20 protein-coding genes, 3 tRNA genes and 2 rRNA genes (1 of these 25 only partly in view) are annotated in these 20,242 nt (G+C 38.9%); 13 read left to right on the forward strand and 12 right to left on the reverse strand.

The features are described 5' to 3' along the window. The 4 genes from AAY42_RS06100 to AAY42_RS06115 all read right to left on the reverse strand — a co-directional run. Positions 1-69, reverse strand: a 23S ribosomal RNA gene (locus AAY42_RS06100); it reaches 2,758 nt to the left of the window's first position. Between the two features lie 179 nt (positions 70-248). Continuing rightward, a tRNA-Ala gene (locus tag AAY42_RS06105) sits at positions 249-322 on the reverse strand. A 127-nt stretch (positions 323-449) separates the two neighbouring features. Further along, positions 450-523, reverse strand: a tRNA-Ile gene (locus AAY42_RS06110). Positions 524-613: 90 nt separating this feature from the next. Next, positions 614-2,135 (reverse strand): 16S ribosomal RNA (locus AAY42_RS06115). Together the 16S and 23S rRNA genes with 2 tRNA genes alongside form the textbook arrangement of a ribosomal RNA operon. 444 nt (positions 2,136-2,579) lie before the next feature. On the opposite strand from AAY42_RS06115, the gene thrS reads away from it, so the two are divergent. The 4 genes from thrS to rplT all read left to right on the forward strand — a co-directional run bounded on the left by thrS (position 2,580) and on the right by rplT (position 5,785). Then, entirely contained in the window at positions 2,580-4,520 is a 1,941-nt protein-coding gene (gene thrS, locus AAY42_RS06120; protein WP_055393364.1) for a threonine--tRNA ligase, read from the forward strand. Between the two features lie 35 nt (positions 4,521-4,555). After that, on the forward strand, positions 4,556-5,107 hold the full coding sequence (gene infC, locus AAY42_RS06125) for a translation initiation factor IF-3 (RefSeq protein ID WP_262491960.1): 552 nt from the start codon (positions 4,556-4,558) through the stop codon (positions 5,105-5,107). Positions 5,108-5,152: 45 nt separating this feature from the next. Continuing rightward, positions 5,153-5,350 carry a 50S ribosomal protein L35 gene (gene rpmI, locus AAY42_RS17930; protein ID WP_073181711.1) on the forward strand — a complete coding sequence of 66 codons (198 nt, stop codon included), beginning with the start codon at positions 5,153-5,155 and terminating at the stop codon, positions 5,348-5,350. Positions 5,351-5,440: 90 nt separating this feature from the next. Next, positions 5,441-5,785 carry a 50S ribosomal protein L20 gene (gene rplT / locus AAY42_RS06130; RefSeq protein ID WP_055393369.1) on the forward strand — a complete coding sequence of 115 codons (345 nt, stop codon included), beginning with the start codon at positions 5,441-5,443 and terminating at the stop codon, positions 5,783-5,785. A 75-nt stretch (positions 5,786-5,860) separates the two neighbouring features. On the opposite strand, the gene AAY42_RS06135 is transcribed toward rplT, so the two are convergent. Further along, positions 5,861-6,283 (reverse strand): secondary thiamine-phosphate synthase enzyme YjbQ, encoded by a 423-nt coding sequence (locus tag AAY42_RS06135; RefSeq protein ID WP_055397745.1) that lies wholly within the window; start codon positions 6,281-6,283, stop codon positions 5,861-5,863. A 72-nt stretch (positions 6,284-6,355) separates the two neighbouring features. Here AAY42_RS06135 and AAY42_RS06140 point away from each other — a divergent pair, with 72 nt between their 5' ends. From AAY42_RS06140 to AAY42_RS06150, 3 genes are all read left to right on the forward strand, one after another. Further along, a complete protein-coding gene (locus AAY42_RS06140; protein ID WP_055393370.1) occupies positions 6,356-7,147 on the forward strand; it encodes an HAD family hydrolase in 792 nt (263 codons plus the stop codon). Further along, complete coding sequence (locus tag AAY42_RS06145) at positions 7,144-7,647, forward strand: cupin domain-containing protein (RefSeq protein WP_055393372.1); 504 nt, start codon at positions 7,144-7,146, stop codon at positions 7,645-7,647. Before AAY42_RS06140 ends, AAY42_RS06145 begins: the two co-directional genes overlap by 4 nt. A gap of 145 nt (positions 7,648-7,792) precedes the next feature. Next, entirely contained in the window at positions 7,793-8,479 is a 687-nt protein-coding gene (locus tag AAY42_RS06150) for a hypothetical protein (protein WP_139063665.1), read from the forward strand. 16 nt (positions 8,480-8,495) lie between these two features. Here AAY42_RS06150 and AAY42_RS06155 read toward each other — a convergent pair whose 3' ends face one another. The 5 genes from AAY42_RS06155 to tgt form a co-directional block, all read right to left on the reverse strand. Continuing rightward, positions 8,496-9,815, reverse strand: coding sequence for an asparagine synthetase B (locus AAY42_RS06155; RefSeq protein WP_417935075.1), 1,320 nt, complete (start codon positions 9,813-9,815; stop codon positions 8,496-8,498). Continuing rightward, a complete protein-coding gene (gene dnaB, locus AAY42_RS06160) occupies positions 9,787-11,331 on the reverse strand; it encodes a replicative DNA helicase (RefSeq protein ID WP_055393377.1) in 1,545 nt (514 codons plus the stop codon). The genes AAY42_RS06155 and dnaB overlap by 29 nt, the downstream gene beginning before the upstream one ends. 167 nt (positions 11,332-11,498) lie before the next feature. Next, positions 11,499-12,452 carry an acetyl-CoA carboxylase carboxyltransferase subunit alpha gene (locus tag AAY42_RS06165; protein WP_055393378.1) on the reverse strand — a complete coding sequence of 318 codons (954 nt, stop codon included), beginning with the start codon at positions 12,450-12,452 and terminating at the stop codon, positions 11,499-11,501. A gap of 106 nt (positions 12,453-12,558) precedes the next feature. Next, a complete protein-coding gene (locus tag AAY42_RS06170) occupies positions 12,559-13,641 on the reverse strand; it encodes an LptF/LptG family permease (RefSeq protein ID WP_055393380.1) in 1,083 nt (360 codons plus the stop codon). Continuing rightward, a complete protein-coding gene (gene tgt, locus AAY42_RS06175) occupies positions 13,641-14,771 on the reverse strand; it encodes a tRNA guanosine(34) transglycosylase Tgt (protein ID WP_055393382.1) in 1,131 nt (376 codons plus the stop codon). Before tgt ends, AAY42_RS06170 begins: the two co-directional genes overlap by 1 nt. A gap of 156 nt (positions 14,772-14,927) precedes the next feature. On the opposite strand from tgt, the gene AAY42_RS06180 reads away from it, so the two are divergent. Genes AAY42_RS06180 through AAY42_RS06190 form a run of 3 tightly spaced genes read left to right on the forward strand, consistent with a single transcriptional unit; the run spans position 14,928 to position 17,407 of the window. After that, a complete protein-coding gene (locus AAY42_RS06180) occupies positions 14,928-15,773 on the forward strand; it encodes a transketolase (RefSeq protein WP_055393384.1) in 846 nt (281 codons plus the stop codon). A gap of 17 nt (positions 15,774-15,790) precedes the next feature. After that, entirely contained in the window at positions 15,791-16,744 is a 954-nt protein-coding gene (locus AAY42_RS06185) for a transketolase family protein (protein WP_055393386.1), read from the forward strand. Between the two features lie 51 nt (positions 16,745-16,795). Then, positions 16,796-17,407 (forward strand): outer membrane beta-barrel protein, encoded by a 612-nt coding sequence (locus tag AAY42_RS06190; protein ID WP_055393389.1) that lies wholly within the window; start codon positions 16,796-16,798, stop codon positions 17,405-17,407. A gap of 49 nt (positions 17,408-17,456) precedes the next feature. Here AAY42_RS06190 and AAY42_RS06195 read toward each other — a convergent pair whose 3' ends face one another. Next, positions 17,457-18,422 (reverse strand): FKBP-type peptidyl-prolyl cis-trans isomerase, encoded by a 966-nt coding sequence (locus tag AAY42_RS06195; protein WP_139063667.1) that lies wholly within the window; start codon positions 18,420-18,422, stop codon positions 17,457-17,459. 79 nt (positions 18,423-18,501) lie between these two features. On the opposite strand from AAY42_RS06195, the gene AAY42_RS06200 reads away from it, so the two are divergent. Next, the gene (locus AAY42_RS06200) at positions 18,502-18,873 is read left to right on the forward strand and encodes an RNA-binding S4 domain-containing protein (RefSeq protein ID WP_055393394.1); all 372 of its coding nucleotides are present in this window, start codon (positions 18,502-18,504) and stop codon (positions 18,871-18,873) included. Between the two features lie 36 nt (positions 18,874-18,909). After that, positions 18,910-19,407, forward strand: a complete 498-nt coding sequence (locus AAY42_RS06205; RefSeq protein ID WP_055393396.1) for a phosphoribosyltransferase family protein — start codon at positions 18,910-18,912, stop codon at positions 19,405-19,407. Here AAY42_RS06205 and AAY42_RS06210 read toward each other — a convergent pair. Further along, positions 19,399-19,914, reverse strand: coding sequence for a shikimate kinase (locus AAY42_RS06210; protein WP_055393398.1), 516 nt, complete (start codon positions 19,912-19,914; stop codon positions 19,399-19,401). The two genes, AAY42_RS06205 and AAY42_RS06210, sit on opposite strands and share 9 nt — an antisense overlap. Positions 19,915-20,040: 126 nt before the next feature. Between AAY42_RS06210 and AAY42_RS06215 the strand changes: the two genes are divergently transcribed. After that, positions 20,041-20,113, forward strand: a tRNA-Lys gene (locus tag AAY42_RS06215). Positions 20,114-20,242 lie beyond the last annotated feature (129 nt).

Consider the following 20,242-nt stretch of genomic DNA (forward strand, 5'->3'; position numbering starts at 1 on the left):
AGCTTATCACGTCCTTCTTCGCCTCTGAGAGCCCAGGCATCCCCCATACGCCCTTATTTTGCTTGTCGCACCTGTACCTAAGTACAAATGCCCTCGTAATCCTTTATTATATTCTATTCTACTTCGTGTTTCTTTTTTGACTTCGCCATGATGGTATAAACCATCACGCTCCGTCCCAATATGTCAATGAACTTGTGGCGGGCCGCCACTGGCAAAAAAATATGCCGTGGACAGCTTTTACGCCCTTGTGGAGAATATCGGAGTCGAACCGATGACCTCCTGCGTGCAAGGCAGGCGCTCTAGCCAGCTGAGCTAATCCCCCATTTCTAGGCGGCAGCTCACAGTTAACAGTCTGCAGTTAATTGTAACCTGTCAACCCATGGTTGCCCAACTTCTAGAATTTCCTTCAATATTTAATGAACGTAAGCAGCCATAAGACCGCAATACAGTAGTCTCAGGCAGACTCGAACTGCCGACCTCTACATTATCAGTGTAGCGCTCTAACCAGCTGAGCTATGAGACTCTTTGGTGAACATATTATAAGACAGCATAAAAGAAAAACAAGGACCACCCCGATGAAAGGACGGGACATCGTCCGGTCGTCTTTCTCTAGAAAGGAGGTGTTCCAGCCGCACCTTCCGGTACGGCTACCTTGTTACGACTTAGCCCTAGTTACCGATTTTGCCCTAGGCCGCTCCTTACGGTGACGGACTTCAGGCACTCCCGGCTTCCATGGCTTGACGGGCGGTGTGTACAAGGCCCGGGAACGTATTCACCGGATCATGGCTGATATCCGATTACTAGCGATTCCAGCTTCACGGGGTCGAGTTGCAGACCCCGATCCGAACTGTGACCGGTTTTATAGATCCGCGCCCACTTGCGTGGTGGCTTCCCTCTGTACCGGCCATTGTAGCACGTGTGTGGCCCAGGACGTAAGGGCCGTGATGATTTGACGTCGTCCCCACCTTCCTCACGGTTTGCACCGGCAGTCCCGTTAGAGTCCCCATCTTTACATGCTGGCAACTAACGGTAGGGGTTGCGCTCGTTATAGGACTTAACCTGACACCTCACGGCACGAGCTGACGACAACCATGCAGCACCTTGTAATGTGTCCGAAGAAAAAGGTATCTCTACCCCTGTCACACTACATTTAAGCCCTGGTAAGGTTCCTCGCGTATCATCGAATTAAACCACATGCTCCACCGCTTGTGCGGGCCCCCGTCAATTCCTTTGAGTTTCATTCTTGCGAACGTACTCCCCAGGTGGGATACTTATCACTTTCGCTTGGCCGCCGAGACCGAGGTCCCGACAGCTAGTATCCATCGTTTACGGCGTGGACTACCGGGGTATCTAATCCCGTTCGCTACCCACGCTTTCGTCCATCAGCGTCAGTACGTTGTTAGTGACCTGCCTTCGCAATCGGTGTTCTATGTGATATCTATGCATTTCACCGCTACACCACATGTTCCGGCCACTTCACAACGACTCAAGACCACCAGTATCAAAGGCAATTCTACAGTTGAGCTGCAGACTTTCACCCCTGACTTAATGGCCCGCCTACGGACCCTTTAAACCCAATGATTCCGGATAACGCTCGGACCCTCCGTATTACCGCGGCTGCTGGCACGGAGTTAGCCGGTCCTTATTCTTACGGTACCGTCAGCCATCTACACGTAGATGGGTTTCTTCCCGTATAAAAGCAGTTTACAACCCATAGGGCAGTCATCCTGCACGCGGCATGGCTGGATCAGGCTCCCGCCCATTGTCCAATATTCCTCACTGCTGCCTCCCGTAGGAGTCTGGTCCGTGTCTCAGTACCAGTGTGGGGGATCCCCCTCTCAGGGCCCCTAACCATCGTAGTTATGGTGAGCCGTTACCTCACCATCTGACTAATGGTACGCATGGCCATCCTTGTCCGATAAATCTTTAATCCATATGCCATGTGGCAAATGGATACCATGGGGCATTAATCCAAATTTCTCTGGGCTATTCCCCTGACAAGGGCAGGTTCCATACGCGTTCCGCACCCGTGCGCCGGTCGTCATCTTGTGCAAGCACAAATGTTACCCCTCGACTTGCATGTGTTAGGCCTGCCGCTAGCGTTCATCCTGAGCCAGGATCAAACTCTTCATTGTAAAAAGTTAAATATTCTTAACTCCCAAAACAATTCCCAAGTCCCTGCATCAAAATGGTTCTTTGTTATTCTCTTTTACGCTGTCTATACAATATGTCAAATGAACTTCTTCCTATTCAAAAAGAAAAAAAACCGGCCCGAAAAAGACCTTTTCTATCCCCTTTTAAAACCCAGCCTTATCAGCTAAGCGGGTGCAAATATAGAGAGGTTTAAATGATACCACAAAACAAATTCGAAAAAAAAATCAAAAAAAATACAATTTATTGTATACCAACACTTTACGATAAACATAGTGAAAATATTACTACACATATACTGTTCAATTTACATTATAATTTGATAAGCACTTGACTAAAAGCCTTCTATCAATTGAACTCTCTATTACTATTGTAGGCATCAACTCAACATACTATCTTTGCACACCATCCAAAAGAAGGAGAACAAAATGATTGAAATTACATTGCCAGACGGCGCAATAAAGAAAGTTTCTGAGGGCACTACTCCAATGGAGATTGCCAAAAGCATAAGTGAAGGGTTAGCCAGAAACGTTATTTCGGCAAAATTCAATGATACTGTTGTAGAAACCACTACGTCCCTTAACCAAGATGGTACGCTCACCCTGTATACTTGGAACAATGATGAAGGTAAAAAAGCTTTTTGGCATTCCACTTCCCACGTTGTTGCACAAGCAATTGAAGAATTGTACCCTGGCGTAAAACTTACTATAGGTCCAGCCATACAAAATGGGTTTTACTACGATGTAGATTTTGGAGAGCAATCAATTTCAGAAAAAGATTTTCCTACTATTGAAAAGAAAGCAATAGAGATTGCAAGAGGCAAACATGATTATAAAATGCGAAGTGTCTCAAAGGCTGAAGCCCTTTCATATTATAAAGAGCAGGATAATGTATATAAGGTAGAACTTATTGAAAATCTGGAAGACGGCACTATTACCTTTTGCGACCATAGTTCTTTTACAGATTTATGTAGGGGTGGTCATATTCCAAATACTGGAATCATCAAAGCAATTAAAATATTAAGTGTTGCAGGCGCTTATTGGAGAGGAGATGAAAACAACAAGCAACTTACAAGGGTTTACGGTATTTCATTTCCAAAACAAAAGGAACTTACTGAATATTTAGAACTTTTAGAAGAAGCAAAAAAACGGGACCATAGAAAGTTGGGAAAAGAACTGGAATTGTTCACTTTTTCCAAAAAAGTTGGGCAAGGACTTCCGCTATGGCTTCCCAAGGGTGCTGCTTTGAGGGAGCGCCTTGAAGATTTCCTGAAAAAAGCACAAAAGAAAGCAGGGTACGAAATGGTAGTTACCCCTCATATTGGACAAAAGGAACTCTACGTTACCTCTGGCCATTATGCCAAATATGGTGAAGATAGCTTTCAACCCATTCACACTCCAAAGGACGATGAGGAATTTCTATTAAAACCCATGAACTGTCCGCATCACTGTGAGATATATAATAGTAGTCCTTTTAGCTATAAAGACCTTCCAAAGCGTTATGCCGAGTTTGGTACGGTGTATCGGTATGAACAAAGTGGGGAATTGCATGGTTTAACACGTGTTAGAGGTTTTACCCAAGATGATGCACATATTTTTTGCACGCCAGACCAAATTAACGAAGAGTTTAAAAATGTTATAGACTTGACACTTTATGTCTTGGGTTCTTTAGGGTTTGAAAACTTTACGGCTCAAGTTTCGGTACGAGATTTAAACAAACCAGAAAAGTATATTGGCTCTGTTGAAAATTGGGACAATGCTGAAAAGGCAATTATAGAAGCTGCGGATGAGAAAGGGCTCGATTATATCATTGAAAGTGGTGAAGCTGCATTTTATGGCCCTAAGTTGGATTTTATGATAAAGGATGCCTTGGGTAGACAGTGGCAACTTGGCACCATTCAGGTCGATTATACGCTTCCCGAGCGTTTTGATCTTACCTATAAAGGAAGTGATAATGAATTACATAGGCCAGTAATGATTCACCGTGCTCCGTTCGGAAGCCTGGAGCGTTTTGTAGCATTATTGTTGGAACACACGGGCGGAAACTTCCCCTTGTGGCTCATTCCTGTTCAAGCTATAATATTGCCTGTCAGCGAGAAACATGAAAAATATGCTGAAAAAGTTTTGAATTCTTTAGAAAATCACGAAATTCGCGCGCTCATTGATAATAGGAATGAGACGGTAGGGAAAAAAATCCGTGAAGCTGAGCTTAAAAAAATCCCCTTCATGCTCATAGTTGGTGAGCAGGAGGAAACCTCTGAAAATGTTTCAGTTAGAAGACATGGAGGAGAGGATTTTGGTAGTATTAGCATCAATACGTTTTCAGACTTGGTATCTACTGAAATAAATAGTACCTTAAAGTCGTTCTAAAAATTTAGTTTAATTAAAAAGTATACGTCATAGCAATACGAAGAAGATTTAGGCCCCAACCTAGAAGGGAAAATAAAAACCCTCATAAAATCAATGAAAATATTATAGCTCCAGAGGTTAGACTTGTTGGAGATAATGTGGAAGTTGGTGTTTATCCAACAGCGCAAGCCTTGGTTAAAGCTAACGAGTTGGAATTGGATTTGGTGGAGATTTCTCCAAAAGCCATTCCTCCAGTTTGTAAGATCATAGATTATAAAAAGTTTCTTTATGAGCAGAAGAAACGTGACAAGGCGCTGAAAGCAAAAGCGACCAAGGTAATTGTAAAGGAAATACGATTTGGCCCACAAACGGATGACCACGATTATGAGTTTAAAAAGAGACATGCTGAAAAATTCTTAAAAGACGGAGCTAAGCTCAAAGCTTATGTTTTTTTTAAAGGAAGATCCATAGTTTATAAGGATCAGGGTGAAATTTTATTATTGAAATTGGCACAAGAGCTTGAAGAATTAGGAAAAGTAGAACAGATGCCAAAACTGGAAGGTAAGCGAATGACCATGTTCTTAGCTCCCAAAGCCAGTAAAAAATAAGCGGGATGCTGAAACTATTCAGCAATAATATATAAAGAGGAGAAAATGCCTAAGATGAAAACAAAATCCAGTGCCAAAAAGCGATTTAAGCTTACAGGTTCTGGTAAAATCAAAAGAAAGCACGCTTTTAAGAGTCATATTTTGACCAAAAAGTCTAAAAAGCGTAAGCTTAAGTTGACACACTCTACGTTAGTACATGAGTCAGATGTTAACAGTATTAAAGAACAATTGCGATTAAAATAATTGTTCAATTCGGTACATTAATTACTAACCCTGGAGTTAGGCTCTAAAAGTGTCAAAAATTGACCGCCTACTACAAAAAAATGAAACATTATGCCAAGATCAGTAAATTCAGTTGCTTCTAGAGCTCGAAGAAAAAAAGTGATGAAGCAAGCCAAAGGTTACTTTGGAAGACGTAAAAACGTTTGGACAGTAGCCAAAAACGCGGTTGAAAAAGCAATGCTCTATGCCTACCGCGATAGAAGAAACAAAAAACGTACTTTCCGTTCACTTTGGATTACCCGTATTAATGCAGGAGCCAGAATACACGGAATGTCTTACTCTCAATTTATGGGGAAGGTAAAGTCCAATGGGATAGAACTTAACAGAAAAGTTTTAGCCGATTTGGCAATGAACCATCCAGATGCTTTTAAAGCAATTGTTGAAAGAGTAAAATAAGAGTTAACATAAACTTTACCCCGCTTATAAAAATCCCGCTCAATTGAGCGGGATTTTTACATGTTATAGGTTCAGTTAATTTCCAAAAGCAGTTAGCACCAAGTACCTACCGGAAGCATTGTTTCTATGCTCACACAAATAAATACCCTGCCAAATTCCTAGATTCAACTTTCCGTCCGTTATCGGTATCTGAACCGAACTTCCCAATAGCGACGATTTTATATGCGCCGGCATATCATCAGCACCTTCATATGTGTGAATGTAATGTGGCTCGTTTTCGGGAACCATTTTATTAAAATGGCTTTCAAAATCAACACGCACTGTTGGATCGGCATTTTCATTTATTGTTAATCCGGCAGAAGTATGTTTGATGAAAACCTGTAACATTCCTATGCGTATCTTTCCAATTTCCGGAATGGACTCCAGTATAGTATCAGTTATTAAATGAAACCCTCGTTTGAAGGCCCTAAGTTGTAGTTCAGATTGATAGTACTTCATAATTGACGAAATTAATACAAACTTTACATCATTCCCTACGCAACGCATACCTTTGCATTTCTAAAATATATAATGGACTTATCAAAGATTAAAATGGTGGTCACCGATATGGATGGCACATTGTTAAACTCCAATCACCAAGTGAGTAATCGTTTCTTTGAAATTTTTGAAGAACTCAAACGGAAAAATATTCAATTTGTAGCTGCAAGTGGGCGACAATACCACAGTATGGTCGATAAATTAAGAACTATACAGGATGATGTAATTTTTGTTGCCGAAAATGGGGCTTTGGTAAAGAAACAAGAAGAAGTTTTATTAACCACCCCGATTTCCAGAAACAATATAGACCCCATTCTAGAACTGTTTGCTTCGGAAGAAGATATACATCCCATTCTGTGCAGTAAAGACATTGCTTTTCTACATACTTCCTCTACCAAGTGCCTTGGCAGCCTTAGTGAATTTTTTTCAAAATATAAGATTGTAGAAAATCTATCACTAGTTGATGATGAAATTTTAAAAATTGCCATTTATCACTTTGAAAATGCAGAAGAGTATATTTATCCATCAGTAAGGCACTTGGAAGACTCTTTAAAAGTGAAAAATTCTGGCTCTAATTGGGTTGATATTTCACACAAAAATGCACATAAGGGGTATGCGATGGAGAAGCTAATGCAAACCTATGGGGTTGCCTCAGATGAGATTATGGTTTTTGGTGACTACAATAACGATTTGGAAATGCTTCGACTTTCAGAATATAGTTTTGCCATGGCCAATGCCCACCCCAATGTGAAAAAAGTTTCCAAATTTGAAACGTCCAGCAATAATGACTTTGGAGTGGAACGGATTTTAGAAAAATTGATATGAGCAAAATTGAAGAACTCATAGAAAGGTTCAGTTTAAGCCCACATCCAGAAGGTGGCTATTTTAAAGAAACGTACAGAAGCGTTGGTGAAATAGATTCAAAATCGCTTGATTTGAATTACCATGGCAAACGAAACTATTCCACTTGCATTTATTTTTTGTTGACTTCGGACACTTTTTCTGCATTTCACAAAATAAAACAGGATGAGATTTGGCATTTCTACTCAGGGTCACCCATTAAATTATATATTATTTCAGAGGACGGTGAGTATTCTGAACAAATCATTGGTGCCAATTTCACTGAAGGGCAAGTACCCCAATTTGTTGTTCCCGGAAACCACTGGTTTGCCGCAAAAACAATAGACCCAAATAGTTATTCCTTTGTGGGTTGCACTGTATCCCCAGGTTTTGATTTTGAAGATTTTGAACTTCCCTCCCAAAAAAACCTACTTGAAAAATTTCCAAAACATGAGGCCCTTATAAGAAAGCTTACTCGAATCTAAAATTGTATTTATGCTACAACTACAAGATTTAGAGTAGCTATAAAATAGTTGTTCTTTTACGAATAACATTGAAAATCAGGTTATTCACAACAATTTATTGTAATACCCACTCACCTCTTTTAGTTTTATTGAAAACAAACAAAGTATGCTCCAGCTCGTCTCCTTTAAAACAGGTGTGCGTAAAAATTTTGGGCCATTTTTTATAGTATCCCTCTTATGCATAATGCAATGTTGGGGGCAGGTACCTTCTGCAGGAGATTTGATTAAAGTTCACGAAGCTAGTCAAACGGAGATTAACAATCTTACCAATCCAGAAGAAGGGATGCTTATTTATAATGAAGACACCAAACAACTTAATTTTTTTGAAGGTTCTAATTGGATTGCCCCAAGTAACACCAGTAAAGCTTTGGTGCTTAATAGGGCAAGCAATGGCAACAACAATCTTATTGTCAACAGCACCAACCAATACTATGACCTTCCAGTAAATGTCACCCATGAGCTTAATAACACTGGAGGTATCTTTCAAACTTTGGGTAATGGGAGAATAAGGGTACAAGAGGCAGGCACTTATTTTATGAGTGCTGCTTTTTCAGTAAGGGACATGCCAGCTGGGGATACAAAATATATAATTGGTGTTTTTATAAACAATACTTTAAGAGGATATCTAACGCGCGGATTCGCTTCACTTCCCAGTAGGGATTGGTGGGGCACTTCTGGTACCATAATCTATCCTTTGAGTGCAAATGATGAAGTACGATTTAGATATGTTGTAAACAACAACGGTAATCCATTGGATGCAGTATTTGTAAATATTGGAATAACACAGTTGTAGAATCTTAGAGATTTCTCTAGGTCTTTTGTTTCTTCTTTCTAGCTGCCGGAAACAACACATTGTTTAAAATTAAGCGATATCCAGGTGATGTTGGATGCAATTCCAGCTCAGTTTTTGGATCCCCTACCCTGTGCTGGTAATCTTCAGGATCATGCCCTCCGTAAAAAGTAAAAAACCCTTTTCCTTTTATACCATGTATATAACGGGCCTCCCCATTGAGCTTATTTTCTCCCAGTACCATCACCGTAGGTTTCACTTCTTCCCTAGTAAAAGATGTGGTCTGTCCCATAAACCCCTTTACCAAAGCAGTATGGTTCTGCGTAAGCATTGTAGGTACGGCATCCCATTTTGCGGAGAATTCCATTAATGAAAAGTAATCCGATTCTTTTGGAACATTTCTTCGTTTATTCGTCATATCGATTGAAGAAAACTCATAGCGTAACGGATTTCGCTCCAAAACAAAATTGGTAAAAGCAAAAGTGTTACCATAATTTAATGTACCCTGATAGTTGGCATCCGAAGGGTCACCATCAAACATGGGTTCGCAAATATCAACGTTCTCAGCCGCCAAAGCAATATCAAAGCTATCCGTTGCGGAGCACATGGCAAACATAAACCCACCGCCAATCACATAATTCCTAATTTTTAAAGCCACGGCCCGTTTTTCCTCGGATACTTTGGAATATCCAAGTTTGGAAGCAAGTTCTTCAGCGTTTTTCTTGTTTTCAATATACCAAGGTGCTGCTCTGTATGCGCCATAAAATTTACCGTATTGGCCCGTAAAATCTTCATGGTGTAAGTGCAACCAATCGTATAGGGCCAACTTGTCATTCAATACCTCCTCATCATAAATTGTAACATATGGAATTTCAGCATAAGTCAATACCATGGTTACCGCATCGTCCCAAGGTTGATTCCCTTTGGGTGAGTACACCGCTATTTTTGGTGCTTTCTCCAAAATCACCGCTTCCTGATTCTTAGACGGACTCCCTATTTCATCTAAAATAGTTTCTGCTTGACCATCTGACAATACTTCAAACGAAACGCCACGAATCTGACATTCCTTACGTATAGCATCTCCATCAGGTAACAAAAAAGAGCCACCCCTGTAATTTAACAACCATTGTACTTTTTGTTGTTTGGAAAGTACCCAATATGTAATTCCATACGCTTTTAAATGGTTTTCTTGGCTCTCTGCATCCATAGGAATCAAGATTACAGAAGCTGTTGATTTCAAAAAAAAGAAAAAGAAAAAAAGAAGAAGGAGACCTCTCGACTGCGCTCGAGGTGACAAAAAAATAATCTTTTTAAAATGGCACGTCATTATCTGGGTCATCGTCACTGTTCATTGCACTACCAAAAGCTTCATTGGCATTGGGAAGATTTGGCGTAGCAAATGGGTTTTCTTCATCCGCATTCATCTTCGATTGAAATTCGAATGGGGAATCAAAATCATCCAAGTTATCAAATTTACCCAAGGCTCCGATAAACTTTAACCTAATATTATCTAATCCACCGTTACGGTGTTTTGCTACAATAAACTCTGCCTGACCCTGGGTTGGGGTACGTTCCTCATCATCCCACTCATCAATTTTGTAATATTCAGGACGATAAATGAACGACACAATATCTGCATCTTGTTCAATTGCTCCGGACTCCCTTAAATCTGAAAGTATTGGGCGCTTACTACCGCCTCTGGTCTCCACAGCCCGTGATAATTGGGAAAGTGCAATGACCGGCACACTAAGTTCCTTGGCCAACGCTTTCAAGTTCCTGGAAATTGTAGAAATTTCCTGTTCCCTATTTCCGCCTTTTTGACTTCCTCCTGCAGTCATCAACTGCAAGTAGTCAATTACGATAAGTTTTATACCATGCTGAGAAGCTAAACGTCGAGCCTTTGCGCGTAAATCGAAGATAGAAAGTGATGGTGTATCATCAATGAATAAGGGCGCTTTTTCCAACGCTTTTACCTTAACATTCAGTTGTTCCCACTCATGTTTTTCCAATCTACCGGTTCTCAATTTTTCAGATGAAAGCCCAGTTTCCGAAGAAATTAATCGTGTTATCAATTGTACAGAAGACATCTCCAAAGAGAAAAATGCTACTGGAATTTCAGAATTCACAGCAATATTTCTTGCCATGGAAAGTGTAAGTGCTGTTTTACCCATACCCGGTCTTGCAGCAACAATAATTAAATCACTTGGTTGCCAGCCCGATGTTAATTTATCCAGTTTATCAAAGCCAGAAGGAATTCCACTTAAACCTTCCTTATTTGAAATCTCCTCTATTTTCTTTTTAGCTTGAATGACCAAATTTTGGGCCGTCTCCGCGGAGCGTTTTAAATTACCCTGGGTGACTTCATATAATTTAGCCTCGGCATTGTCCAAAAGATCAAAAACATCTTTGGATTCACTATAGGAATCCTCAATAATTTCACTGGAGATTTTTATAAGACTTCTTTGAATATACTTTTGAAGTATTATTCGAGCATGAAACTCAATATGTGCTGAAGAAGCTACTTTTTGAGTCAATTTTATCAAATAAAAGTCCCCTCCTATTGTATCCAAACGTCCGTCCTTCTTCAATTGGGAAGAAACGGTTAATAAATCCACTGGTTCAGAGGATTCAAACAATTTAAAGATGGCTTCGTAAATATAACGGTGGGCATCCTTATAAAAAGCATCTGGATGTAAGATATCTATTACTTCATCCACTCCTTTTTTATCAATCATCATAGCGCCAAGCACAACCTCCTCTAAATCAACTGCTTGTGGAGGTATTTTCCCTCTTTCCAAGTTGATGAGAGTAGACTTGTCAACTTTATGTCCAATAATTGGGCTAGGCTTATCCATGAGTGCTAAAGTAGGTAATTAACCTTTAGTTAACTTTAAATTTGCCAACCGTGATGTTCACAGTTGTTCAACAAAATTAATGTTGATAACTAAAAATATCTGTTAATAACAGTAAAATATTTGAGAAAAAAAACTGATAAAAAATATTGGGTACTAGAAAACGGTGACTACCCGTTAAATACACCCATTTCTGCATATTTTTCCATTCTGGTTTTCACCAACTCTTTTGGTGATAACTTTTTGAGTTCTTCAAAATGGGAAGAAATTTTATTCTTGACGGTATCAAAAGTTTTTTTCCTGTTGGAATGTGCTCCCCCAACGGGTTCTTTTATAATTTCATCAACCACCTTAATTCGTTTGCTATCCGAAGCAGTAAGTTTTAAAGCTTCAGCTGCTTTTTCCTTGTATTCCCAGCTTCGCCATAAAATGGATGAGCAGTTTTCAGGAGATATTACGGAGTACCACGCATTTTCCAACATCAACACCTTATCACCCACTCCAATTCCCAATGCACCACCTGAAGCTCCTTCACCAATTATTATAACAATGATAGGCACTTTCAGTCGTGTCATTTCCAAAATATTGCGTGCAATGGCTTCTCCTTGTCCTCTTTCTTCTGCTTCAATACCGGGATAAGCACCTGGAGTATCCACGAAACTGACCACTGGTATTCCAAATTTTTCAGCAGACTTCATTAGCCTTAAAGCTTTTCGATACCCTTCAGGGTTGGCCATCCCAAAATTTCGGTACTGCCGGGTTTTTGTGTTGTATCCTTTTTGCTGACCCACGAACATGTAGCTTTGATCTCCGATTTTACCTAAACCTCCGATCATTGCCTTATCATCCTTTACAGTTCTATCCCCATGAAGTTCTAGAAACGTATCCCCACAAATGGCATTGATATAGTCCATGGTATATGGCCTATTGGGGTGTCTGGATAATTGCACCCTTTGCCAAGCAGTTAAATTTTTATAAATGTCTTTGCGAGTTTCTACTAGCTTCTTTTCAATTTGTTGACATGTTTCGCTTACATCAACATCACTTTCTTCTCCAATGACCATACATTTTTGAAGTTGGTCTTCAAGTTCTTTGATTGGAAGTTCAAAATCTAGATACTCCATGAAAAGTTAGTTTTTTTCAGAAAATTTGATGGGAACAAATATAAAACTTAAAGTATATCTATGCACACAACAAACACTATTTACGCTTATAAAAAATACTTTGCAGTTATCGCTTGGCTTTAATCAACATGTAAACTGCAAAGGTGCCAAAAATAAGATTGGGGATAACTACTGCCAATAAAGGTGAAAAACCAGACTGCTCTGCCAAGGTACCAAATACTTTGTCAAAAAAGATATAGATAAAGGCAACTCCAATTCCAAATGCTAGGTTTAAGCCCATGCCTCCCCTCCTTTTTACGGAAGAAACCGCTACTGCTATTATTGTAAGTATAAAAGCAGCGATTGGCAGCGCCCATCTTTTATATTTTACCAATATGTATGCATTTATATTGGAAGCTCCCTTTTGTTTCTGGTCTTCTATAAACTTATCCAGTTCAAATAAATTTTTGGTTTCTGCAACATAGGAAACCGGGGTAAGATCTTCTATTTTAAAGGTGAAAAGGGTATCCAATCTTCTTTTGGTCTGTATAATCTCCACATCATTCTTAAGCCTTCTTTTTTCATAATTTGTCAACCTATAGATGCTATCCTTCTCTATCCATCGAATATTCGTAGCTGAAATTTTATAATCAAGCTTCTTGATTGAATCAAAATGCTCGTAGGTAAAATTGTAGCCAATTTTCCTATTGGGGTCAAAACTGCTCACATAAATGTAATCGCTTCCGTTCAGCTGATTGAATATATTGCTGGTAACCCTATCTTTCCTTCCTTTTTTAAAGTATTCGTATTCAAATTCATTAAAACCAATACTAGCATGCGGCACAATGAACATTCCCATCATAAATATGAGGATGGCCACAAAGGTCGCACCGATAAAATAAGGTCTTAGAAAACGGGTGTATGATACGCCCGAACTTAAAATGGCAACTATTTCAGTATTACTGGCCAGTTTGGAGGTGAAAAAGATAATGGATAAGAACAAAAATATAGGAAGTAACAAGTTTCCGATTACCAAAGTAAAGTTCCCATAAAACACAATGACCTCGCTCAAAGGGGCTTCATTATCTATAATCTTTCCTATTTTTTCCGCCAAATTGGCCATGATTCCAATAGGCACAAATAGTAATAGCATTCCTAAAAAGGTAACCAGATAACGCTTAAGAATATATTTATCAAGTATGGTAAGCATTACAATCTTTTATCCATTTGTTGTACCATATTAGTTTTCCATTCCTGAAAATCCCCAGCTAAAATACGCTCTCTTGCCGTACGTACCAACCACAGGTAAAAACCAAGGTTGTGAATGGTAGCAATTTGCTTGCCCAAATATTCATTTGCAGCAAACAAATGTCTCAAATATGCTTTTGAGTATTCGGTATCCACAAATGTGATGCCCATTTCATCAATAGGTGAAAAATCTGCCTCCCATTTTTTGTTTTTAATGTTGATGGTACCGTGAGCGGTAAACAACATTCCATTTCGTGCATTGCGAGTAGGCATAACACAGTCGAACATATCAACACCAAGGGCAATATTTTCCAAAATGTTTATGGGTGTCCCAACACCCATTAGATATCTTGGTTTATCTTCTGGTAGAATGTCACAGACAATTTCGGCCATCTCATACATTTCCTCCGCAGGTTCCCCAACGGAAAGCCCTCCAATTGCGTTTCCTTCTGCCCCAACGGATGCAATATATTCCGCCGACTGCTTTCGCAAATCTTTGTATGTTGAGCCTTGTACAATTGGAAAAAAACTCTGGGAATATCCATATTTAAATGGAAGCTTTTCCAAATGGGAAATACATCTATCCAACCATCTATGGGTCATGTGCATAGATCTTTTGGCATAGTTGTACTCGCATGGATAAGGCGTACATTCATCAAAAGCCATAATAATATCTGCTCCAATGACACGCTGAATTTCCATCACATTTTCTGGAGTAAAAAAATGACTTGATCCGTCAATATGGGATTTAAAGTTTACTCCTTCTTCTTTTATTTTTCTATTACCTGACAAGGAATACACTTGATACCCTCCACTATCAGTTAAAATATTTCTATCCCAACCCATAAACTTATGCAGTCCGCCAGCTTGCTCCAAAATTTCAATTCCCGGACGTAAATACAAATGATATGTATTTCCGAGTATAACATCTGGGTTTATTTCATCCTTTAATTCACGTTGATGCACTCCCTTTACAGATGCTACAGTACCCACTGGCATAAAAATGGGTGTCTGTATGGTACCATGGTCTGTAGACAATTCTCCAGCCCTTGCTTTGCTCTTACTATCCTTTTGTTTTAGGGTAAATTCCAATACTTAATTTTAAAACCGCAAATATAGCCATCTCATTTCCACAAAGCCTTAACAAAAAAATAAAGTTTACTTACGAAAAGTGTTTCGTAAAATAATGAGTAAGTGCTTGTTTAACAAAGTGAATGCGGTTACTTTTGAAGCCTTAAAATCAATACAATGCCAAACGCTCAAGAATTACAGGATTTAGTGACCCAAGTACGAAGGGACATTTTAAGAATGGTGCACAAAGTAAATTCAGGGCATCCAGGAGGTTCTCTTGGTTGTACCGAATTTTTTGTTGCACTGTACAATGAAATTATGGAGTTAAAAGATGGTTTTGATATGGATGGAAAAGACGAAGACCTTTTCTTTCTTTCCAATGGTCATATCTCCCCTGTTTTTTATAGTGTTTTGGCAAGAAGAGGATACTTTCCCGTTGAGGAATTAAACACTTTTAGGTTAATAAATTCTCGTTTGCAAGGTCATCCCACAACACATGAAGGTCTTCCTGGGGTTCGCATTGCATCTGGTTCATTGGGTCAAGGTATGTCGGTAGCTATTGGTGCCGCTTTAGCTAAAAAGCTGAATGGAGACAATCATTTAATTTATAGCCTACACGGTGATGGAGAATTGCAGGAAGGGCAAAATTGGGAAGCCATTATGTATGCCGCCGGAAATAAGGTAGACAATTATATTGCCACTATCGATTTAAATGGACAACAAATAGATGGATCAACAGATGATGTGTTGCCATTGGGCAACGTTGCCGAAAAGTTTAGGGTTTTTGGATGGGATGTTTTGGAAATTGAAAACGGTAATGATTTAAAGCAAGTCATAGAAGGCTTAAATGAGGCAAAAAGTAGAACAGGAAAAGGAAAACCTGTTTGTATAATAATGACCACTATGATGGGTAATGGAGTTGATTTTATGATGCATACCCATGCTTGGCACGGTAAAGCTCCCAACGACGAACAATTGGAAACGGCATTGGCTCAAAACCCTGAAACTGTAGGCGATTATTAATTCTGAAGAAAACTATCATGACAAAATATACTGATCAAGGAAAAAACGATACACGAAGCGGATTTGGAGCTGGAATGACGGAATTAGGAAGAACAAATCCCAATGTGGTTGCCCTTTGTGCCGACTTGGTAGGTTCTTTAAAGATTCAAACCTTTATTGATGAAAATCCAGAACGCTTTTTTCAAATTGGAATAGCAGAAGCCAACATGATGGGAATAGCCGCTGGTCTGACCATTGGTGGAAAAATTCCATTTACAGGAACATTTGCCAACTTTTCAACAGGAAGAGTCTACGATCAAATTCGCCAATCCATCGCATATTCTGATAAAAATGTGAAAATATGTGCTTCGCATGCTGGGATAACCTTAGGTGAAGATGGGGCAACGCACCAAATATTGGAAGACATTGGACTAATGAAAATGTTGCCTGGAATGACGGTTATCAATCCTTGTGATTTTAACCAGACTAAAGCAGCAACTCTGGCCATAGCAGAGCATGATGGACCCGTTTACCTACGTTTTGGTAGACCAAAAGTGGCAAACTTTACGCCAGCAGATCAAAAGTTTGAAATTGGGAAAGCACTGATGCTCAATGAAGGTACGGATGTAACTATTATTGCAACAGGCCACTTGGTTTGGCAATCGCTACTAGCCGCAGAAAATTTGGAAAATCAAGGGATTTCAGCAGAAGTGATCAATATACACACCATTAAGCCTCTTGATGACAAGGCTATTTTGGACTCAGTAAAAAAGACCGGTTGTGTGGTTACCGCTGAAGAACACAATTTTCTTGGTGGTCTTGGGGAAAGTGTCTCCCGCGTATTGGCTACCCATTATCCTACTCCCCAAGAATTTGTGGCAACACAGGATACTTTTGGTGAAAGTGGAACACCGGAACAACTTATGGATAAATATGGCCTGAACAATAAAGCCATTGAAGCAGCCGTTTTAAAAGTGTTGAAACGAAAATAATTTTTTCGGTATCATCTTTGATATTCTTCAATCTTTTAAAACGAAACACTTATGAAAAAAACATTTCTAGTTGCAGTGTTGACCTTAATGGGGTCTGCTGTATTTGCACAAAGCGGTTCAGGATTTGGTATTAAAGCCGGACTTAGCTACAACAAAAACGGTGATTTAATTGGCTCTGTTGGTGATGCAGGACAAAACATTGTTGAAGGCGCCGAAGGTAAAGCCGGATATCATGTAGGTTTTTGGGGAAAACTGGATTTTCCAAAAATCTATCTTCGTCCAGAACTTGTATACTCTAAAACAAAGAGTAGCTATAATGTTGACGGAGCTTCCAATGATTATGATATTTCAAAAATAGATCTTCCAGTGCTATTGGGTTATAAGCTTATAGGCCCTTTACATGTTTTTGCAGGTCCTGCCTTTCAATACACCCTTAAAAACGATTTAGGAGATTTGGAAGTTGAAGATGTTGAAAATGATTTTTCAGTTGGCCTTAATGTTGGCGTCGGGGTTAATCTAGGTAAAATTGGAGTCGATGTTCGCTATGAACGAGGTTTCTCCGAAAATGAAGCTGAATTTATTGGAAATAACATTACTGATATTTCAGGTAGAGTTGATTCTAGACCATCCCAAGTTATTTTTGCACTTTCCTTGAAGTTATAAGAAACGATATTTATATAAAAATAAAAAGCCCGCTTAAAGCAGGCTTTTTTTAGTTTGTATCCGGATCCAAATAATCCGGGGTGCCATCCCCATCCGCATCTGGGTATGGTAAGATTATATTTCCATCATCGTCTGTAATTTCATCATTGGTAGAAACCCCATCGCCATCATCATCACCATCCTGAAAGTTTGGTACTGAAAAACCAAAATTATTTAGTTCATCCTCTTCATCGGTATCATCATTGTTCAAATTACCGTCCCCATTTAAATCTTCCAATATAGACGGAACTCCATCATTGTCATTATCGGTATTTTCAATAAAAGCACCTATTTCAACCTCAAAAAGTAAAATAGAGTATGCAGATATTAGCGTAGATGGAGAACTGTTAAAGTATGCAAGTCCAGATGGTAGGATAAACATACCTATACCACTGTTGGCAATCGATATGGTTCCATCTCCATTTTCCACTATTTGGTCTTCTGTACCCGCATGAAAATTGGAGATTCCCTGTGCGTAGCCCCTTATGGTAAATGGAAGTTCTTGCCAAGAGAAAGTTTGGTTCTCATCAAACAGAGTACCATCCAACAAAGTACCACGATATCTCAATAAGGTAGAATCGGCATAAGTTGGGCTACCTCCACCGCCTACTCTTGCTTCCAAATAATAATAGGTGTGTTCAACGTTTTCTTCCCCATCGTCCAAACCAAAAGCATCTGAAGACACATTAACAGATGCAGACTTAAGTTCATCCCTGTCAATTAGTGCTATTTTATCGGTATTATCCCCAGCAATAGTATCAATGCGTATTTTGTAGTCAAAACCGGCTGGAGGTGCTGCAAATTCATCATAATTATAGAAATGCGTTTGAAGAAATTCTATAATTTCCGCATCATCCTCCGGTGAAACTTCACTTAGTAGACTAGCTTCAATTGCTATAACCTCCAAATCATCATCATTCTTACATGAAAAGATTACTACACTCATTATCAAGCAGACAAAAACCTTGTACTTCATTAAGTATGTTTATTTAGCTGCGCAAGATACAATTTTCCGTTATTTTTGCTTATTTCATTAACAAAGATTTGCAGAGTTTATGCGCATTGACAAATACCTTTGGTGTATTAGATACTTTAAAACAAGAAACGTTGCCGCCATTGCTGTTAAAAAAGGCCAAGTACGAATTAATGGAGCTGTAGTAAAGCCATCTAGAGAGGTATATCCCATGGACAAAATTCTTGTGCGAAAAAACCAAATTGAACATCAGCTTACCGTTTTGGATATTCCTGAAAGTCGGGTTGGGGCCAAGCTGGTTGACATTTATAGAAAAGACACTACTCCTAAAGAAGCGTTTGAACATAATGACCTGCTTAAACTAGCGAAGGACCACTACAGAAAAAAAGGAGTGGGGAGGCCTACAAAAAAGGACAGAAGGGATATTGATGGGTATTTGGATGAATCTGAATAATCTGTTTTATATCTTTGTTTATCTTCATTCCCTGTTATGAACAATCAGATACTTAACAACGATCAAATTCGGCATACCGTAAACCGTATAGCTTATCAAATTTACGAAGCGAATGTTGACGAGAAAGAAATTATTATTGCCGGTATTGATGGGGGTGGTTTACTTTTTGCAAAAAAAATAGCTGCTGTGCTTAGAAAAATAACTGAAGCTGATATTGTATTGTGTAAAATACAAATGGACAAGAAAAATCCACTAGAAAGTGGGGTCAGTACTTCTATCAAAGAAGAAGAATACAAAAATAAGTCAGTTGTCCTTGTGGATGATGTTTTAAATTCGGGCACTACATTAATTTATGGCGTACACCATTTTCTTAAAACACCTATAAAACAATTAAAAACTGCTGTGTTGGTAAATAGAAACCATAAAAAGTATCCGGTAAAAGCAGATTATAAGGGAATTTCGTTGTCCACTTCGTTAAATGAACATATTAAAGTAGAATTTAAGCCTAAAAATGATATCGTTTATTTAGAGTAGTAACAACTTCAATTCTGATACTAATTCTTCAATAGTCTTGCCTTCACAATCCAGAATATGCTTTGCTTGGGCATAGAATTGCCTTCTTTCAAAAAGATGTTTTCCAACAAATTCAGGTAAGTCCTTGTTTTCAATATTCTTTACCAAAGGTCTCTGGTCTTTTTCATTACTTATTCTATTGGCCAACGTTAAAACAGGTAATTGCAAATAAATTGAATGATCTGAATTGTTAAGGATCGTTTTCATATTTTCACCATAGCATGGGGTACCTCCTCCGGTTGAAAGAACTACGGATTCATTTTCATGTAAGACCTTATCCAACATTTCGTGTTCCAGCTTTCGAAAAAAAATCTCGCCTTTTTCTGAAAAAATAGTTGTGATTGATTTTTGCATTTCGGATTCAATATACTCGTCCAAATCAATAAACCCAATATCCAAGTCATTGGCTAACAGCCTACCAATAGAAGACTTTCCGCTTGCCATATAACCTATCAAAACTACTTTCATTATTAAGAATTAAAGATGATTTTAAAAAAACACAAATTTATCATTAAATCATCTTGCAAAATAGATTATTGATATTATATTTGCACCCGCTTAGCGCAGCATTTTTGGCGCTTTTGTTTTTTTATTGACCTGATAGCTCAGTTGGTAGAGCATCTCCCTTTTAAGGAGAGGGTCCTGGGTTCGAGCCCCAGTCAGGTCACAAATTATTTAATGGAATTAAAACCCTGCCAGTAGTTTTGGCGGGGTTTTCTGTTTTTAGGGGAATAATTTTGTTTGATAAAATATGCGTGGACAACCTGAAACGTTGCGTACTATTAATATATCATCT

Origin of the sequence: Flagellimonas eckloniae, from assembly GCF_001413955.1 — a bacterium.
GTDB classification, from domain to species: Bacteria; Bacteroidota; Bacteroidia; order Flavobacteriales; family Flavobacteriaceae; genus Flagellimonas; species Flagellimonas eckloniae.

Excerpts from the sequence above, each read along its gene's own strand:
- thrS (WP_055393364.1), top strand. The coding sequence starts at position 2,580 with ATGATTGAAATTACATTGCCAGACGGCGCAATAAAGAAAGTTTCTGAG.
- rpmI (WP_073181711.1), top strand. The coding sequence starts at position 5,153 with ATGCCTAAGATGAAAACAAAATCCAGTGCCAAAAAGCGATTTAAGCTT.
- rplT (WP_055393369.1), top strand. The coding sequence starts at position 5,441 with ATGCCAAGATCAGTAAATTCAGTTGCTTCTAGAGCTCGAAGAAAAAAA.
- AAY42_RS06135 (WP_055397745.1), bottom strand. The coding sequence starts at position 6,283 with ATGAAGTACTATCAATCTGAACTACAACTTAGGGCCTTCAAACGAGGG.
- AAY42_RS06140 (WP_055393370.1), top strand. The coding sequence starts at position 6,356 with ATGGACTTATCAAAGATTAAAATGGTGGTCACCGATATGGATGGCACA.
- AAY42_RS06145 (WP_055393372.1), top strand. The coding sequence starts at position 7,144 with ATGAGCAAAATTGAAGAACTCATAGAAAGGTTCAGTTTAAGCCCACAT.
- AAY42_RS06150 (WP_139063665.1), top strand. The coding sequence starts at position 7,793 with ATGCTCCAGCTCGTCTCCTTTAAAACAGGTGTGCGTAAAAATTTTGGG.
- AAY42_RS06155 (WP_417935075.1), bottom strand. The coding sequence starts at position 9,815 with ATGACCCAGATAATGACGTGCCATTTTAAAAAGATTATTTTTTTGTCA.
- dnaB (WP_055393377.1), bottom strand. The coding sequence starts at position 11,331 with ATGGATAAGCCTAGCCCAATTATTGGACATAAAGTTGACAAGTCTACT.
- AAY42_RS06165 (WP_055393378.1), bottom strand. The coding sequence starts at position 12,452 with ATGGAGTATCTAGATTTTGAACTTCCAATCAAAGAACTTGAAGACCAA.
- AAY42_RS06170 (WP_055393380.1), bottom strand. The coding sequence starts at position 13,641 with ATGCTTACCATACTTGATAAATATATTCTTAAGCGTTATCTGGTTACC.
- AAY42_RS06180 (WP_055393384.1), top strand. The coding sequence starts at position 14,928 with ATGCCAAACGCTCAAGAATTACAGGATTTAGTGACCCAAGTACGAAGG.
- AAY42_RS06185 (WP_055393386.1), top strand. The coding sequence starts at position 15,791 with ATGACAAAATATACTGATCAAGGAAAAAACGATACACGAAGCGGATTT.
- AAY42_RS06190 (WP_055393389.1), top strand. The coding sequence starts at position 16,796 with ATGAAAAAAACATTTCTAGTTGCAGTGTTGACCTTAATGGGGTCTGCT.
- AAY42_RS06195 (WP_139063667.1), bottom strand. The coding sequence starts at position 18,422 with ATGAAGTACAAGGTTTTTGTCTGCTTGATAATGAGTGTAGTAATCTTT.
- AAY42_RS06200 (WP_055393394.1), top strand. The coding sequence starts at position 18,502 with ATGCGCATTGACAAATACCTTTGGTGTATTAGATACTTTAAAACAAGA.
- AAY42_RS06205 (WP_055393396.1), top strand. The coding sequence starts at position 18,910 with ATGAACAATCAGATACTTAACAACGATCAAATTCGGCATACCGTAAAC.
- AAY42_RS06210 (WP_055393398.1), bottom strand. The coding sequence starts at position 19,914 with ATGAAAGTAGTTTTGATAGGTTATATGGCAAGCGGAAAGTCTTCTATT.